The following is a 17,238-nucleotide window of genomic DNA, read 5'->3' as shown; positions in this document are numbered from 1 at the left end:
TTGTTTGTAGTCTCATATCAATGTTCAATCATTTAAAAACACATCGCAATCTTGCCACCTTCGTGAATGCTATTGGAAATGACGTTGTTTCATTATATTATCTCGCATTGAGAATTTCAATTCTTTTTCTATTTTTTCCCAGGATTTTTAATGCAACTGATTTAGCACTCGCAAAGCTTGCATCTGCCAACATTCCTTCTGGCCCGACCCAGTCACCGATAATGTATAAATTATCGACTCCAGGAACCTTCATGTCAGGTCTGTCTCCCATCACTCCTTTACTATCCTGATCGATAAAAGTGTGAGAAGCTATCATATTCGGAAGAAAGCGCTGTTTTACAACCAATTTTCTCCAACCTGGCTGCACCCTATCTAGTAAATCCTCTAGCTCCAGTTTGTCCTTTATTGGATTGGTGACAACAGAAGAATCCAAATATTTCATTGCGTGAAATAATACTCCATTACCGTCAATAGATAACTTAGCAAAAGCAGAGTGCAATGATAGATACACAGGAACGTCCATTCCATATGCTTCATATACATGGGGATTCGGGAGACTGTTCAATACAATATCTAAAGTTGCAACCCTTGAAGGTCTGTTTATTTTTTCAAGTTGATTAAGAAACTCCGGGTTAATTGAGTCGTTATCCTTCAGTAGACTATACACATGCGAAGGATTAGTCGCAATAGTGACATCGGGATATAAAAGGTTAGTATTGTCAGACAATCCAATTTTCCATAGTGGTTGTCTGTTTGTTCCATAAGTGTCATGCTTCTGCTGGATAGAAACAACATTCTTACCGTACACGAACTTTACACCAGTACTTTTTGCTATCCCAACAAGCTGATCTACTAATATTTGCCAGCCTTTGTCTATATAGATAACGCCTCCAGACACGGCTGTTTTTATTTGATTTAACGCCAGTTTGGCGCTTAGGTTTTCTGCATTATAAGTATATGTGGAAATCCTGCCTAACATCTTGACAAAATCTTTAGAATCAGAAATTTTGAAATTCTTGTCTAACCATTTCTGAAAACTGATCCTTTGGAGTTTGTCGAGATTCATTTTGTTCAGTTGTACAAAAAACCTCATAATTTCAATCTTGCTTCCTAGACCATTCAGCAGTTTTGTTGCAAGCATCTGGCTTAATTTTGTAGGAGATTCATACAGTTTTCCTTCATTTATAACAAAATATTTGCCGTAGTCAACTTTATTGCCATTATATTTTACGTTTAGTTCCTCTAAAATCTTGCTTCCTAAACCATTTGCATAGAGAGCATGTGGACCCTGATTAAAATAGAATCCATTTTTTGTGGCAGTTCTAGCTCTTCCTCCCAAGTCACTAGACTTTTCTATAATGGTAACATTCTTGCCGTTTTTAGCCAGATATACGGCGGCGGTAAGACCAGCTAATCCACCACCAACTATTGCTACCTCGTTTGTCTTATCATCGGATTCATCTCTTAGCAATTTAACATATTGGTTAGTCATCCAACTTATCTATCTATTCTTTGTATATAAATATTTGGTTGGCTAACCGACTAAATTTATATTGACCTATTGCTCTGATTGACTTAGAGTGAGTGAGACAAGAGAACAAAAGATCAGTGAAATATTAAAAAATTCTCTAAAAATCCTTGCTAAGAACGGATATGAGAACACGACTATAGCTACCATTGCAAATGAATCAAAAGTAAGCAGAGGCATATTGCATTATTATTTTTCGAATAAGGAGGATCTGGTAAGCAAAGTATTGGCTTATAGTTCTGAAAATATTATTCAAACCACTATTAGAGGTATTAAGGGAAAAACTCCAGAGGAAATGGCAGACAACATCATCAATGATAGTATACAAAGCTTTAAGGAATACCCTGACTTTTATGCATTTTTGTTTGAGATGTGGTGCGCTTCAAGAAGAAGCGATAAAATCAAAGACCAACTAGTTATATGCAGCACCAAAGTTACTGCATCAATAAAAAAAGTATTGGATGAAGCAATTCAAAATAAAATATTAAGGATAGACATAAAAAAGACAGAAGAAATATCAAAAGTTCTTTTGGCTCTATTTAATGGAATTGCTTTTGAAATACTACTGGATCCTTCTCGAGATTTAGAGAATAAAAAATATTGGATACAAGTTAGGAATATGGTATTGTCGATCCTAAAATCATGATAAACTGTATAGTGTATTAACGTAGTAGAACCATATTATCTCCAAGAACTTGATCCCCGCGCGCAGACTGTTACTACTATTACGCATATCAAATGTCTTAATATTAAGCATTAATTTGCACAATCAAATCAAAGATTCGTAATGCAATTAGATGTTATAGAACCCCACTAGTTTGGAATTTCTTTAATTTGTTCTAAAACTGCTAAGAAATTATTGAGATAGTTCGTAATCACTCATGAAAATTATATCGATAGACTAAATTCTATGTCATCCACCAAAATCTATAGATTTTTCTAAAAACCAGATTTTTTCAAATAGTGCATCAAACGCATAAATTTTCATTTTATTGGTGGTTTGTTTGATGAAAAATTTATTTTTGTTTTGGTAATCATTCGTTCCGACTCCCAGCATATACATGATTTCTGAGTCTATAATAGCAGTGATGGTGTTAGTGGCCAAAGGACGGTCAAAATGTTTTATCGAAATCAATTTATTAGATCGTCTAAAAATGATTTCTTTGTCAAGTTTAGAATAAGGCAGAAGAATCCTAATATTCACGGATTTTTTTATTCTCTTTGTATCTTTCAATATTTCCAAGAATCTAATTATGTCATCTTTTTGTATAACTTCAACAAATAGGATATCAATACGTTCTTTCGAGTTTTCAATCAAATTGATCAAATTTCTTAGAATATCGTTTACGTCCAAAAGAAATATTGTATTTTCTCTATCTTGGATTTCGTTCAAAGAATCATATTGTTCGCTTTCCAGATGTTTAGAATATCTTTCATACTCGAGGATAGCTTTCAATTTACTAAACCAAAGAATTGATGCAGAAAGAAGTAGATATCCAATTGCGTATACGAATGCCCATAACCAATCGGTGATTGTAAGCAATTCTTCGTTTATCGATGCGAGAAAAGTATAAAATAAATCTCCTGATACCAATACCAATATGGATAACGATACAAGTAACCAATGAAATATAAATGGATCCTTCTTCTTTAAACTCAAAATTATAGGTATACAAGGAAAGATTACTATAGCATCACTTGCATAGTATGACGCATTTATTATCAATTCTATGGATGAATCAGAATAATATGATTGATAATTGTAAATAGTGTCTATCAATAAATAAATTGGAAAAGAGGAGCCTATCAATCCCAAATAATGATATGCTTTGTTTTTTAGTAATCTCTTCTTTAAATGAAGAATATGGTATAGATGGAATGAAAGAAATCCTGTCGCTGATAAATAGAACAGATCACCTATTGATGGATATGGAACAACTATCCCCAGAAAGACCTGGTAATAAAGGTAGATTAATTCTCCTATCAAATAACAGAACAAAGCTAGAAAAACAAATCTAAACCTGCGGATCTCCAATTTTTCTAATTTGGTATGCAGTAATAATTTGATTGCAATTAGCGTACCAACAGAAAGTATGAACGATGTGGGTAAACTATTGTAATATCCAGTCTTATCGACGTCAATAATCATTATTATCATGTAAACAAAGAACAACACTAAGGATGCGGGTAATATTATTCCTCGTAGCAAGAGTTTGAGCTCATAAGAAGTAGCGTCTAATATTGTCGTTTTTGCGATCCTTTGCGGTTGCATCTCCTAATCTATTGAGTATAAACGTATAAAGTTGTCCCTTACAAGATTATTGCAAATTGTGAGTGACTTTGCTGTATGTCAGTGAAAAAACCTTAATTTATAGTCATCTTGTTCATTCAAATCATACACCACGCATAAGATTTTTGTGCTAACAGAAAGTTCATAAATCAAATAATTTATAGGAATGGTATTTAAAATCGATTCAGACTATGACTGTTATATTATTCTTGGCCCTGTTTGCAATGTAAATGAAATCTATTTGAACTATACATATTGTTTTTCAAATTCTGGTAAAACCTCATTACCACCGGGAACTTAATCCCCATGCGTTCATATTCGATATTGTACCATAAGGCAATGCAGTTGTAATTTCTAAAAGACTCATTACTTATTATGGAACGATTACATGATATTTCATTACTATTATGTACTATATCAATGGCTCTGTTCAGTTAACGATAAGCCTATAGCTTGAAAGCATTCCATTTCTTTTATGCTTACTAGAAACAGAACGCCTTCAAAGTATGTATATTATGGGTTGCATTTGTACTTTTCAGGCCTATCCTTAAGGAAAGCCTCGGAAAGATTATCTCAGATATACAAGAGAAATCACGTTTCCATTTGGAATTGGATTCAAAAGTACAAGCCTCAAAAGCTAAGTCAACTAGAAGAAGAGTTCTAGAGTATATAATAGATGAGACCATGTTGAAGGTGGGATCAGAGTTTGTCTGGCTCTGGGTTGCAACTGAACCCGAAAACAGGCAAATTCTCGCACTGTCTATCTCTAAAGAAAGAAACATGTTTGTAGCTGAAAGATTCATTTCAGATTTAGTCAAGATTCATGGAATTCATCCAGTTTCGACTGATGATGGAGGTACTTGGTATCCAATGGCCTGTAGATTCTTAAATCTCGATCATCACATTCATTCCTCTCTGGAGAAAAGTCTGATTGAAAGAAAGATGCAATACATAAAGGATAGAACCGAAAGTTTCGATGACTACTTTCCTTGTAGAATAAAGAATTACAAGTTAAAGCATGTACGGAATTGGCTGCGGCTCTTTGTAGACTATCATAACAATGAAATAAAACATATTAAGTGAACAGAGCCATATCAATCGAGCGATATATTAAAAAGTAGTAATTATTTTACTACCTAATCCATTTGATAAAAAACCCTTTATAACATCATGAAATGATAATAGAATTATTTGAGTATATAGATCTAAAAAATTGAACTCTTGATTAGGATGGCTTTCATTATATGGATCTTCCAACAACTAATAGTTTCAGCTAATTTTTCTAATAAAAAATCATTGATCTAATTGAAATACGTAACTGACTGCCCTCATTTAATTTTCTTTAGATTTATGATAATCTTTTTTTTCTCTTTCTTCCTTATTTCACCTTAATTTCAAAAAAATTGACTTTATCTCAATGCAATCCAATTTTTGATTGTTGACAAATTTGTTAGATTGTTTTTATTAAGGCTATTAATCATGATGTCATTTAACAGTAGGTGTAAATTCACGTGAATGACTATGAGTTTTATGAGAATTTAACAGTATCTTGTAAAAAATGTGGTAACGAAAAGTCCTATCTATGGTTTGATAATAACGAAAAGGTGCATTTGATTAGCTGTGATTACTGTGGGGTTTATGAAAGGGATGAGGTAGCAGCATTAACGGCTACAACAAAGAACAAAAAACACTTGGTTTGTTGTGAAGGGTTCAAAGAATTTTCAAATGAAGAATTATATATTGATAAAAATCCAAGAATGTTTGAGGTAAGGAGAAAACTTTTTTACTATTTTGAAAACGGTCAAAAGCCTATTGTTGAACAGATAAAGTTCTGTCCTTTCTGTGGAGTTAAGTTCGACGTTGTAGGAGCGGGGATAGATAGTTGAATGATGATGATGAATCTTGTATCAATATTTGACCAATAATTATATCAAGGGTTTGGATGATGTGAGATACGCCTTGGTCTTACTATTAATTTGTCAGCAGTTTCATTATCTCATTTTAATGTGGATTGACAGAATATTGTCTTGTTTCAGTAGGTTGTATACTATTTGGTATACTACAAGATATTATACCATAGCAACAGAAGATAGATGAGGCTATCTAGCTTGCAATGGTCTCCGATAAGATAAAATAATTAAAGATCAAATAATCAGCTATATCTCTGGACAATAAATAATAATATGTTTCGGAAGAAGTAATGTCGAGCGATTATTCCAATAGCAGTTTATAAACGCGATAAGAGTTAAAAGCATAGCCAAATCTACCCTTTAGATAGATTAGCAATTCAAGGCATCGTAATGAACCGTCTCCAAAAACTTTATGACCATATTTTGTTATTTTGTCTTGAAAGTTCATTAGAACTGTTCTACCATTGGAAACCTAATTCCCGGGCGCCCAAACTAAATGATGCTGCATTTAGTAATGATATTATGAGTCGCGCTGTTTCGAACTCGTCCAAACGGTCATGTCAAATGCCAGAAACTATTATAGTATGATAAAATGGTCGCTGCTACTAAACAGGTGTTTATTAAAGGGTAAAATCAAAGAAATAAGGAAATGACATTATTTGAACTCCATCCTTATAGAGGTTGGTCGTTTTCCGTAATTAGTCAAGACAATTGTCAGTCAATAAATAAACAACAACGTTGGATATACGCTTGCTTCTCCTTCTTCTCCTTCTCCTCCCCCTTCTTATGTTAAACATCTTATAGTATAGATTGTGAAGAGAAGAAGATGAGTTTGGAAGGTGATAAAGTAGTGATGATTTTTGTAGTACGATCTGACATTAAAATGAGTAAAGGACAAATTGCAGGTAAGGTGGCAGATGTTACTCAATATATTATAGAGGAGTGCATACTAAGAAAATACATTACCTATACAACTTGGAAAAAATTCCATGGATCTCGGAAGATTGTCTTGAAAGTGAATTCGCAAAGAGAATTTTATGAATTACATTCAAAATTATTGGAGTTGTCTCATGAACAAAGTTTTCCCATTAAGATTGTAAAAGATGACCAAAAAATAAAGATCGGTGATAATACTCCAATAGTTTTAGCATTTGGACCGATAAATCGAAGCAAGGTTGAACACATTGTTGCTCATTTAAAGTTGTTATAATGGCTATGGAATTGTCGAATTATTAATATCGTCCAACTACATGTAGATTGTGGTATAAATTTTGTGCGGCCGCAATTTGTTACTAATACTATATCCTAAACGAAGTAGATAAACCTCGAGTTAATTTTATATTTGTATTTAATATTGTGACGTATTTGATGGTAGACTAAATGCGAAGGTTACTCCTTTCTCATCTTTGTTGTTTTCAACCCATATCTTACCATCATGTGCTTCGATAATGGCTTTGCAAATATAAAGACCCAATCCTGTGCCACCAAGCTCAGAACCAATAAAGAATTTTAAGAATACTTTGGAAAATAATCTGGGATCCAAACCCTTGCCAGAATCTTTTACCTTGACAATTATTTCTTTTCGAGAGTTGGGATTTATAGCTTCTGTGTTAGTTACGTTTATACTACTATTACTATTAACAGTAATTGCTATCTTACCACCATTTTTTGTATTTTTAATTGCATTATCAATGATGTTGATGAGTACTTGAGCAATTCTTTCTTTATCTGCTTCTATGATAACATCTTTATTGTTACTATTTCTTTCTGTAAAATTAGATGCAGAATTATTATCATCATAAATTAATTCCAAATTTCGATTGTTGAATCGAATCTGATTTCTGAAATCTAGAACAACTGTAGATATTAAGCTAGGTAAACTAAACTGTTCTTTATACAGTTTAAGAGAGAGATCATCTATTTTTACCATATCTAATATATTGGATATAAGTTTTTGAATTCGATTTGCGTTTCTGACTATAACTTTAACATGTTCTAAATTAACCTTTGGTTCAGATAGTATCATATCACTGTATCCTATTATTACTTGAGTTGGGGTTCTTAGCTCATGAGCTGTAATGTCTATAAACTCTTTTTGTTTTAATGCTAATTTCTTTATCTCTTCATTGACCGCAACAAGATCTTTGGTAACCTCTATTACTTGATTGTTCATAATGGAGAGTTGATGGTTGGCTTCAGTAAGTTTATCATTGGCTACAATAAGATCCCGTTCAGTTTCTGTTAGGTCTTTTTTTGCTTTTTTCAGATCTTCTACCTTTTTTTTGACCTCGATATTTGCAAGTCGAACAGATTCATTCGCTTCTCTCAGATCTTCGGTCCTGGCTATTAATTCGCATGTTTTTATTTCAAGCTGGTCTTTTATAGATAAGCCGATTCTCTTCTTTTGCTCATTTTCCTCCACCTGTATTACTCTACGTTATCTATTTTGAAAATAAACTTTAAATAATTAGCAAATGGCGATTGTAAATTTATTTTTTAAATCTCTAGTAATGTCGGATAACATTTTTTATATCTTATTATTTTTAATAGGTAATAAATCAAGGATTTACTTTGTAAGAATAATGTCAAGAATAAAAAGGGGATTAAATAATTCTTGGTTGTTTTTTAGTTTCTTAACTACTTTGATATTGTTGAATTCTTAGTATCCGCCAGCTGTTGCGTTAATGGTCGTTGTATTTACCACAGTACCATTTGGTAAAACTCCTGGCCCAGTATTTTCGGCAGGGTCAATACCCGAAGTAGTTGGTATTTGAGAAACTGCGGTAGATGTAAATATTCCAGTAGCCATCAGAGACACTGTTGCAAGAATAGTAGCGATTGCAAGTAAGTATATTTTATTCATACTGATTCAAAGGTGTTTTATTTGATATATTTATTACCTAAAATGGTACTATATTCTTGTTATATGATGGTTATATAGCATGTTAAATAAATGATTAAATCAGAGTTGGTTTCAACGTTTTTAATTCATTACCGAATAAATTATCCAACAAGTTCTTGGTCGGCATGGGTACTTAACGGACACATTATTTTGCAAAACAATAAAGTGATTGTAATAGCCTTTCTAAATATTTAATTAATTACTATTTTAAAATATATAATTCTAGAATCATAATATATGATTTAGACTTCAAGATCAAAGTTAAGGATTGTATAGAATTTATATTCTCAGATTTAGTTAGTGAATCTTGTATATGATTGCATAATATCTTGTAAATTTTTGAGTTGAATTCAAACGTCGTTTGCAATATATATTTCTAAAATCAGTAACAATCATTGATTTGAAAAGATATCCAGATAACGATGGTAACTACATTACGGAAGGATTGGCTAAATCTTCAGTAAGGATGCGATTCCTGCTACTTGTATATTGTATAGATTATGCGGATGTCACCTGCTCAGTTGGAGGAATTAATCTAGGTCGTAACACTCCAACGATTGAGTGTGATGATTGCGGGTTCATTTATCCTGATAGTAATGACTCGATCTATAATCCAAGGCTGTAACTTTGGAAATTGTTTTTCTTCTTGCTTTTCTCTCTTTCGCCAATAAATATTGAAATAGGATATAAAAAGTAAGGAGGTAGGATGTATTTACAGTAAACAACTACTCCGGAATCGTCGAAGATTTTAAAGATGAACGGTCTGAAATTTTGCCGATTTAGATTCCATATTACTACGGTCAATCATTTCACATATTATCAACTGGAAATTATCCGACATACTTTTATTGATCGGATTCGATCTAATTTAGCAAAGTGTGTGTGAGATAGTATATGGTTTCTTATTATAATGATGATGTTGACGCTGGATATGTCAAATTTACTGATAATGAAATAGTAAAAACAGAACCCATAAGCAAAAATATCTATGTTGATTTGGACAAAAGTGACAAACCGGTGGGAGTCCAGATATTAGGTATGAAAAATGATGTCAAACATAACGTTATGAGTAGACAGATAGAAAATAGTTTATCTGATCTGGATTCTGATAGATTCAGGGAATTTGCCATTGACGAATATATAACGGAATTAAAGAATAAATTTGGAAAGTTCTAGCAAAACAGCATAAAATGACTTGATAATTAACTGTCCTTCTGAATCGCTAAACGTTGTTTTGATTTAGGTGAAGGAGTTTTTCGAAAACTATTTTGTTTGAATGTCTAATATGAAGTATTGTTAAATAAATTGTTCTATTATTATCCATATGTATCCAGACCCAACAGAATCTATTTCTGAGTTTGTTCTTCCATCGTTTAGAAAAATTCTTGTAACACATGATGGAAAAGACAAATCTAACAAGGCAATTAACCATGCTATTTATTTATCAAAATTGTCTGGTGCAGAGATAGTAATTTTACAAATAATTGATGATGCACAAAAATTAGAGGGCACTGCTGTAAATGTCTTCAGCAATCATGAGTCATCCTCATCTCAATCATCCTCTACAAAAATATCTCAACCCTCATCATCCGAGAGTAAAGGACGACATTATATAAAGAAAATTGAAGGTAATTTAATAAATTCGATGGAAGAAAAAATTAAAATGATTGAGCAAACAGGATGTAAGAGTAAAGTTTCGTACAAATTTAAAACTGGTAACATTGTGGATGAAATAGTAAATGAAGTTAACGAAATGAATTGCGATCTGGTTATTTTAACGTCCTCTCATTTAAATTCTTGGATAGAGTCTTTGTTTAGTAACACAAGAAAGATTATTGGCAAAGTACAAACAAGTGTTTTGATACCTCAATAAATACTCATATAATTGAATTTGGATACATATTATCATCCAATTATCTATTACTTATATAAATATCATTACCACTAAACGATAACAATAAATTCAAAGACGCTATTCTTTTTTGTATACTTTCGCACCCTCTTCTGAAATTTGAAAATAGAGACAATCTCTATCAAACTTTTGTGCGAGACTTTTTGGTATCACATATTTTGTCTTATCGACAATTCCTTTTTCTGTGATTCTGTAGTCTGTAGAAACTTCTTGAACTTCGCCAAGATCATATCCATCCGATCCTCTTGCTTCTCTTTTGATAACATCAGTCCAGTTTATGTCAAAGTTGTTATTGGACATGGAAGAAATTATATAATATTTTATAAAAACCTACATAATTATCGTATATAATTATTGATTAACATGTTATTGAACAAAATATGTTTATCATCTTTCGCGTTGAATATCTGGATAATTCCTACCCGTCTTGTGCTAATCATTATAATCAAACCTATTATCTTGAATTGTCAAGATGTAAATGGTAGTGGTACAAACCCGTCTAATCAACCGAATCACCAATTTGCCTCAACTTTCAAAACAAGGACCTTGGTCGTTTTAGGTGAAGATGTTTTTTCTCTATTAACAACAGTCTAATGGTCTCTGTGAATTAAGAAATCTAACAAGTAATGGAACCCCTTTACTACAAGGAACTTTACCTCCATGATGGAGCACCCCAGTATTTTTGTAATATTATTTTCATTTTTTGTAATTTAATTCTAAAACTGTAGGTTATTGAATTTGAAATATGAACATTCTTGTTGATGATGCTGCTGCTGTTAACTAAACTAAGAAAACTCCTATAACTTCGTCTTCTGACATTGGACCGCCAAATTCTGATTCACTCGTATAGAGGATATTCACAATGATATCTTTCCTTGAATTATACCTGTAATGATGGATTGCTTGCCCATTTTGTTATCATATATCACAGCTATCATCGATATTGTTACATTGTAACATTTCTATTTTTTATATTCTAACAGATATCTAATATCTGCAACGAGTCTAATTGAAGTTATTTTCCTATCGTCATTTACCTGAAACCATCCACATACAAAGATCATCATGAGTGGTTCACGATAATTCATTTCTAAGAGAAGACAGACATCATTGTTATCTTCAAACTCCTTTTTGATCTCAAATGGTGGTAGGTTTGCATTTTCTAGATATTTCATATATGGTTCAGCTTGGCCAATTTTTGTTAGTTCAACAGGTCCGGGTGCTACAACCGAATTGTTATCTAGCTTTTGTGACTTCTGACAATTTTTAAAATCTTTTCACTCCATAGTATCTACAAACTCCATAACGATTTCCTTGGCACTTTTTGTAGAATCTTTATCTTTTTATAACAAACGTCATACTGTATGTAGAAATAAAAGATACAAAAATACCGGAGTTTACAAATGTAAATTTGAGATTATATGAATATTTTTCCTATGACCTGTCATTATGGAATCAACTTTTCATTTATATAGTTGGAAAAAGCATCAACAACAGATGATACTTTGACTATAAACAGCTAAACTAGGGCTCTGAGTAATTAGATTTTTTTAGGACTTTATGGACTCTATTACTACTGGGAACTTGATTCCCATGCGTCCAAACTAGATGATACTGAATATGATAACAATAATATTATTGACAATAATTGAATCCATTTCCAGATATAATTGTCAAATTAATTCTTGATTTCATTCACTTTGAATCATTTCAAAATGACTGAAAACTGTTTGTAATTTCTCAGATATTTTGTATCAAGCTTTGACTACATGACTAGATGATATTATAAATGGCGATTATGAATTACTTGGAATAAGGAAATGCTGCTCAAAACACCCTTGATTCTAGAAAATACAAATAATTTTAAATTCATGTGCTATCAGGTTAAAATATGGAAAGCTCAAATAATTCCATTATTGCCATAACCGATCTGGAAGGAGACAGCGTATCAATAGGAGGAGATACTTATAGAATTATAATCGGAGGTGAGCAAACAGGCGGTGCTTATTCTCTTGTAGATATGTTGATTCCGCCAAATGGTGGTCCACCACCTCATTCTCATCCCAAATTCCAAGAGGCATTTTATGTAATAGATGGAGAGATTGAAGTGATTACGAAGGATGGAACGTATACTGCTTCAAAGGGTTCACATGTAAATATTCCTTTTAATGGACCAGTGCATAAATTTATTAACAAAACAAAAAAGGTAACCCACATGTTATGCCTTATTACACCAGCTGGTATGGAAAAAATGTTTAGAGAAATAGGAAAACCAGTTCCTGCAAACACATTCTTACCTCCTTCACAAATGACTTTCGAAGAACAAAAACGGGTTCAGAGTATTGCAGAAAGGTATGGTCAGAAATTATATCCTCCAAATTATTTGGATTAAAATATCTATAAGTTTTTTTCGCTTTTCCTTTGATGGTTGACCCAGTAAATTCATATATTATTTTGTTACGTTTCGAAAAACTAAATATTTAATACATTAGAACCTTACTACCACAAGGACTTATCCCTACGCGTCCAAACTGTTACTAAAAAATGTTCTTAACCCTTCGTATATTATGAACGAATATGATTCGTAGAATCAAAGAATTCAATGAGCTATTAGGCATTGTAGAACCCTGCTATCGCCGTCACTTTACCCTCGAAGATGAAATCCGTAGCTGATAAGTGTGCTTGTCGGTAAGATGTGTTAGAAGATACAAGTTACTTTGAAACTGATGTTTCATAACGTGAAAAAGTTACAATAATCTAATTATGAATCAAATTATACAATCAAGATAAAAAAATGATGGTGTGACGCTATTTACTTGTTACAGTGTCCCTTCTTCCATCCAGCGAAATATCCACTATAAAATTGCTGTGATTTTCCATCATCTGGATCAGCTCCATAACAATGATCATGATCATACCAACCTTGTTTACATCCTTCTATCCAATCCTTGGACTTTCCCTTTGTATCTTCACAAGAATGTGACGCAGCATCTGCTGATTTATTGATTAAAAGGGAGGGAGCTAGTGCCATAGATGTTACTGCAATTGCTATTACAAGTAATTTTATAAGTTGCATTAGCCTTCTTGGATCCGACATCTATAAAAACATTTATGATTATCAGTCAAGTGTTATTTCTCAATGTTAGTAAATTTATTAGGTATGTATATTTAGAATAAACCTTTTGACAAATATAATATATAGTAGTATTCTGTCAATTAGGTGATGAAAACTAGTAATTATATGATGACCTTCATGTTATTGTCTATTACAGCAGCAATTGCGGGGGTGCTCGTGACTACCATCTCAAGTATATCTACCGCATATGCAAATCATGAATTCGCAGCGAATCTAACAGGCCTAGAAGAAGTTCCTCCTGTTGACACGCAAGCAACTGGACATGCTATTTTAGTTCCAATATCGCCTTCTAATCAAACCATTCAGTATTTTGTCAATGTAACGGGGATACAAGGTGCAACACAAGGTCATATACATAGTGGAGCTCAAGGAAAAAATGGCGCAATTATTGTAACTTTGTTCAAGTTCGATTTTCCTCAAAATACTGTTTTTGAAAAAGGAAACATTACTGCTAATAATCTTGAAGGTCCTCTTCAAGGAAAAACAATACCTGACCTTATAGCAGCAATGAAGAATGGTAGTACTTATGTCAACGTTCATACCGAGCAAAATCCTGAAGGTGAAGTAAGAGGACAGTTGGTGGACATACCATAGTTGTCCTGATTCATTAGGGATTTAAATAATATCTTTTTTTTAGATCTATATCTATAATCACCTATTTATTTTTCTTGAAACATATCCTTTTACAAAAGCTTTGTAAATTGTAAATATCGAGGATATAACCAAAGTCTATTAACTAATTTACATGACTTTTAATCACATGTACTTTAAAATTAGTTGTCTTTGAATTTTTGTATTAGAACCACACAACCACTAGGAACTCGATCCTCACACGCCCAAACTAAATGGCTTAAATTATACTTGTAGCAACAACAAGGTTGGCCGAAACATGAATTCATCTCTCAAAACTCGCATCAAATTAATTAATGGATTGTTTTAATTTTGAATGGTATAGCCACAATGTGGTATTAGTATTAAGGTGGTTAGAATTGAAAAAAATTCAATCAGCGAAATTAAATAAGATCACCCTATTTGAATTAAATAAAGTTTGTTGGAAAATATAGTGAAAAATTTCATATATATTCGAACAGATTGTTGTGATAATCCAACCACTATTATATTCCGAATAAAACTCTAGCCCAAATTCAGATCCACTATCTTGAATTGGAAGTTGGAAAAATTATCTACAGCGATGCTAAATATGTCTATTATAATTTTAAACCAAATGGCTTGCTTTCTTCAATAAAGCTAAATTTTAAGAAAATAACTACAATGAATCAATTCTTATGGAAAATTAAATATTTTTCAAGTAGTAATTATCCCTTGGATATTACAAATGAAAACATGGTAATTGAATTACTGACACTCTTGAAAAAGCAGAACAATACTTATATTGGGAGTGCAAATAATTTGAATAGAAATGCAAAAATCAACTCAATCCATCAAAACCTTACATTTGAAAGTCATATATTGCAAAAACATAGTATTGTTGACTCTTATTATGTTACCTCTCATGTTATTTGCCTTATATCCTAGTCCTATTGTTCTTGGTCAAGAGAAGCAACAGAATTATAATACATCTAATGATATTTTGATTTGCCAGGTAATGGATTACATAGAATCACCTATTGGATCAAATATGCAACAAGTATCCAATATATGCAGTTACCAAAATTCAATCGGACATAATCAATCCATAGCAGAATTGTGTTTTATATTTAGTGCAAAGGGTATTGATATAATAAATACATTTTGTGATGAAACAATAGCAAATGAAACTTCTACACCTGTAACAAATGAAACTTCTACACCTGTAACAAATGAAACTTCTACACCTGTAACAAATGAAACTTCTACACCTGTAACAAATGAAATCAATGACACATTAAACAGTCAAAACAATACCGACAATGGATTAAGAGTTACGATTTTTGATGGGATATCAAACTTTTTTTCGAACGCTTTTAACCGCTAACCTGGGAGATATTTAAAACGAGATGCAACAATCTTACATTTTCTAAACAGAGCGGTATTTTTTAACCTGTTTTTACATTTTCACAAAAAAAGGACTTGATCCAACTATTCACATATTTATCAATTTGAAGTCTTGAAATAGCCTAAATTCTCAAATTTCATATGTATGCGATGTATATAGAATATTTTCGAAATGTTTATCCTTTTGGATATGATTGTCTTATTTTGTAACTATTTTAATGAACCCATTTACGACGGAAAACTTAATCCCCACGCGACTAAACTAAATGATACTTTACATGATAATAATATGATGTATATCTTCAAAAGACATCATAAATATGTCGGTGAAAGTCGAATGACTTTCGCATAAGGTTGGATTAAATGTTCTCATTGGATAAGGGATCACTGCTAAGAAATAAAGCCAAAATTTGTGATGGAAAGAATTGAATGAAGGCTAAAAGAAATATCGTCTTTTATATATGGCACCGAAAAAATGACCCTGTTGTAGTCAGGTATACATATGAATATGAATAAAACTTCTAGCATTCGATTTGACTGCGTAGTTGCTGTTTATGTAGCAAATTAACTTCGATAAAGTTCCTTTTGGAAATGACTATTAATTTTTTGGGATTTTCTAAAATATACTTATAATTTTTACAATAGAATGAAGAAAAGATCTATCTTGCTGACAATTATCAATAAAAGATTAAAGTTTGAACATACATATTATAATAATGAGCGCCCGTGAAGTAGTAGATGAGTTAGACGATCACCTTGTTCTCTTTGGTAAAAATGCTGCCGATGTTGATTATGATAGTATTGGACCATGTCCTTTTTGTAATTCTCGTATAGATGAATTCGGTTTCTGCGCTTGCGGCGGCAACCTTGGTGTAGATTGAGTTAACTTCCATAGGAGAATGGAATTGGCGAACTATTAAGAGTGTCCTTCAATCTTCTTTTCAAATTTTTTGTAGAAATACTGTTGCTCCCAAACCCACTTTCATTACCCGAAGGTTCAATTTGATCTTGATGATGACATTCTTTAGTCAAAAGCAAATACACTTGATATGTTTTTTTGACAAAATAAGGTTTGCATATGAGTTTGAAAAATATGTAATCGTATCCATTCAATCCCTATTACTCAAAAGAGAAGTTGTTTGTTCCTTATTGTAGGGCATCCTTTCTTCTTTTCTTCCTTTTCTAAGGTTTCCCTTTTGATTGATTTGATTATTTTATTGTCTTTTTCTTCCAAGTATTTTCAGATGTTTCTGCTTAATTCGATTCTTTATATATATAATTAATTTTCTTCAGTGTCATTGATCGATGACATACCGGAATCGTTGATACAAAAAGGTATAACTATGTGTGTATAATTTTTCTTGATCTTTGGTCATCGCTTTACCCAGATTATGTTCAACATTGAACCATGTTCTCACGTGCCTACATTAAATGATACTATATAATGGTAGTATCATAATATGATTGTTATTGTTTAGTGGGATTTGAATGCTTCACTACAGGCTCATGGCAAACCTAAGTGAGTCTACACTGCCTTGAAAATGTTCTTACGGATATTTCTAATA

At 32.2% G+C, this 17,238-nt stretch carries 19 protein-coding genes; 12 read left to right on the top strand and 7 right to left on the bottom strand.

What is annotated here, in order from left to right; all coding sequences use genetic code 11:
- Window positions 1-97: 97 nt before the first annotated feature.
- Window positions 98-1,492: a phytoene desaturase family protein gene (locus NFRAN_RS05405; protein WP_134483610.1), complete on the bottom strand. Its 1,395-nt coding sequence runs from the start codon at window positions 1,490-1,492 to the stop codon at window positions 98-100.
- An 88-nt stretch (window positions 1,493-1,580) separates the two neighbouring features.
- Between NFRAN_RS05405 and NFRAN_RS05400 the strand changes: the two genes are divergently transcribed.
- Window positions 1,581-2,174: a TetR/AcrR family transcriptional regulator gene (locus tag NFRAN_RS05400; protein ID WP_134483608.1), complete on the top strand. Its 594-nt coding sequence runs from the start codon at window positions 1,581-1,583 to the stop codon at window positions 2,172-2,174.
- A 267-nt stretch (window positions 2,175-2,441) separates the two neighbouring features.
- Here NFRAN_RS05400 and NFRAN_RS05395 read toward each other — a convergent pair whose 3' ends face one another.
- Entirely contained in the window at window positions 2,442-3,800 is a 1,359-nt protein-coding gene (locus NFRAN_RS05395) for a hypothetical protein (RefSeq protein WP_134483606.1), read from the bottom strand.
- Window positions 3,801-4,293: 493 nt separating this feature from the next.
- Here NFRAN_RS05395 and NFRAN_RS05390 point away from each other — a divergent pair, with 493 nt between their 5' ends.
- The 4 genes from NFRAN_RS05390 (at window position 4,294) to NFRAN_RS05375 (ending at window position 6,938) form a co-directional block, all read left to right on the top strand.
- On the top strand, window positions 4,294-4,482 hold the full coding sequence (locus NFRAN_RS05390) for a hypothetical protein (protein ID WP_134482615.1): 189 nt from the start codon (window positions 4,294-4,296) through the stop codon (window positions 4,480-4,482).
- Window positions 4,428-4,901 (top strand): DDE-type integrase/transposase/recombinase, encoded by a 474-nt coding sequence (locus tag NFRAN_RS05385; RefSeq protein WP_172602154.1) that lies wholly within the window; start codon window positions 4,428-4,430, stop codon window positions 4,899-4,901. The genes NFRAN_RS05390 and NFRAN_RS05385 overlap by 55 nt, the downstream gene beginning before the upstream one ends.
- Window positions 4,902-5,329: 428 nt before the next feature.
- Window positions 5,330-5,704, top strand: a complete 375-nt coding sequence (locus NFRAN_RS05380) for a hypothetical protein (RefSeq protein ID WP_134483602.1) — start codon at window positions 5,330-5,332, stop codon at window positions 5,702-5,704.
- 850 nt (window positions 5,705-6,554) lie between these two features.
- A complete protein-coding gene (locus NFRAN_RS05375; protein WP_134483600.1) occupies window positions 6,555-6,938 on the top strand; it encodes an aminoacyl-tRNA hydrolase in 384 nt (127 codons plus the stop codon).
- A 138-nt stretch (window positions 6,939-7,076) separates the two neighbouring features.
- On the opposite strand, the gene NFRAN_RS05370 is transcribed toward NFRAN_RS05375, so the two are convergent.
- Together NFRAN_RS05370 and NFRAN_RS05365 are read right to left on the bottom strand one after the other, a co-directional pair.
- Complete coding sequence (locus NFRAN_RS05370) at window positions 7,077-8,150, bottom strand: sensor histidine kinase (protein ID WP_134483598.1); 1,074 nt, start codon at window positions 8,148-8,150, stop codon at window positions 7,077-7,079.
- Window positions 8,151-8,387: 237 nt separating this feature from the next.
- Window positions 8,388-8,591, bottom strand: a complete 204-nt coding sequence (locus NFRAN_RS05365) for a hypothetical protein (protein WP_134483596.1) — start codon at window positions 8,589-8,591, stop codon at window positions 8,388-8,390.
- Window positions 8,592-8,991: 400 nt separating this feature from the next.
- On the opposite strand from NFRAN_RS05365, the gene NFRAN_RS05360 reads away from it, so the two are divergent.
- From NFRAN_RS05360 to NFRAN_RS05350, 3 genes are all read left to right on the top strand, one after another.
- Window positions 8,992-9,255, top strand: a complete 264-nt coding sequence (locus tag NFRAN_RS05360) for a hypothetical protein (protein ID WP_134483594.1) — start codon at window positions 8,992-8,994, stop codon at window positions 9,253-9,255.
- A gap of 269 nt (window positions 9,256-9,524) precedes the next feature.
- On the top strand, window positions 9,525-9,806 hold the full coding sequence (locus NFRAN_RS05355) for a DUF2283 domain-containing protein (protein WP_134483592.1): 282 nt from the start codon (window positions 9,525-9,527) through the stop codon (window positions 9,804-9,806).
- Between the two features lie 148 nt (window positions 9,807-9,954).
- Window positions 9,955-10,503 carry a universal stress protein gene (locus NFRAN_RS05350; RefSeq protein ID WP_134483590.1) on the top strand — a complete coding sequence of 183 codons (549 nt, stop codon included), beginning with the start codon at window positions 9,955-9,957 and terminating at the stop codon, window positions 10,501-10,503.
- A 99-nt stretch (window positions 10,504-10,602) separates the two neighbouring features.
- Here the strand turns inward: NFRAN_RS05350 and NFRAN_RS05345 are convergent, their stop codons facing one another.
- Window positions 10,603-10,842: a hypothetical protein gene (locus tag NFRAN_RS05345; protein ID WP_134483589.1), complete on the bottom strand. Its 240-nt coding sequence runs from the start codon at window positions 10,840-10,842 to the stop codon at window positions 10,603-10,605.
- Window positions 10,843-11,504: 662 nt separating this feature from the next.
- Window positions 11,505-11,717 (bottom strand): hypothetical protein, encoded by a 213-nt coding sequence (locus NFRAN_RS05340; RefSeq protein WP_134483587.1) that lies wholly within the window; start codon window positions 11,715-11,717, stop codon window positions 11,505-11,507.
- A gap of 716 nt (window positions 11,718-12,433) precedes the next feature.
- On the opposite strand from NFRAN_RS05340, the gene NFRAN_RS05335 reads away from it, so the two are divergent.
- Complete coding sequence (locus NFRAN_RS05335) at window positions 12,434-12,934, top strand: cupin domain-containing protein (protein WP_134483585.1); 501 nt, start codon at window positions 12,434-12,436, stop codon at window positions 12,932-12,934.
- 420 nt (window positions 12,935-13,354) lie between these two features.
- On the opposite strand, the gene NFRAN_RS05330 is transcribed toward NFRAN_RS05335, so the two are convergent.
- Window positions 13,355-13,618, bottom strand: a complete 264-nt coding sequence (locus tag NFRAN_RS05330; RefSeq protein WP_134483583.1) for a hypothetical protein — start codon at window positions 13,616-13,618, stop codon at window positions 13,355-13,357.
- 147 nt (window positions 13,619-13,765) lie between these two features.
- Here NFRAN_RS05330 and NFRAN_RS05325 point away from each other — a divergent pair, with 147 nt between their 5' ends.
- The 3 genes from NFRAN_RS05325 (at window position 13,766) to NFRAN_RS05315 (ending at window position 16,554) form a co-directional block, all read left to right on the top strand.
- Window positions 13,766-14,272 (top strand): CHRD domain-containing protein, encoded by a 507-nt coding sequence (locus NFRAN_RS05325; protein WP_134483581.1) that lies wholly within the window; start codon window positions 13,766-13,768, stop codon window positions 14,270-14,272.
- A gap of 826 nt (window positions 14,273-15,098) precedes the next feature.
- On the top strand, window positions 15,099-15,653 hold the full coding sequence (locus NFRAN_RS05320; protein WP_145988033.1) for a hypothetical protein: 555 nt from the start codon (window positions 15,099-15,101) through the stop codon (window positions 15,651-15,653).
- 736 nt (window positions 15,654-16,389) lie between these two features.
- Window positions 16,390-16,554, top strand: coding sequence for a hypothetical protein (locus NFRAN_RS05315; RefSeq protein WP_172601986.1), 165 nt, complete (start codon window positions 16,390-16,392; stop codon window positions 16,552-16,554).
- Window positions 16,555-17,238: the final 684 nt, after the last annotated feature.

The organism is Candidatus Nitrosocosmicus franklandus (genome assembly GCF_900696045.1).
In the GTDB taxonomy this organism is placed as follows: Archaea; Thermoproteota; Nitrososphaeria; order Nitrososphaerales; family Nitrososphaeraceae; genus Nitrosocosmicus; species Nitrosocosmicus franklandus_A.
Note: the sequence above shows the minus strand (reverse complement) of the source record. Positions and strands in the feature narration are given on the sequence as shown.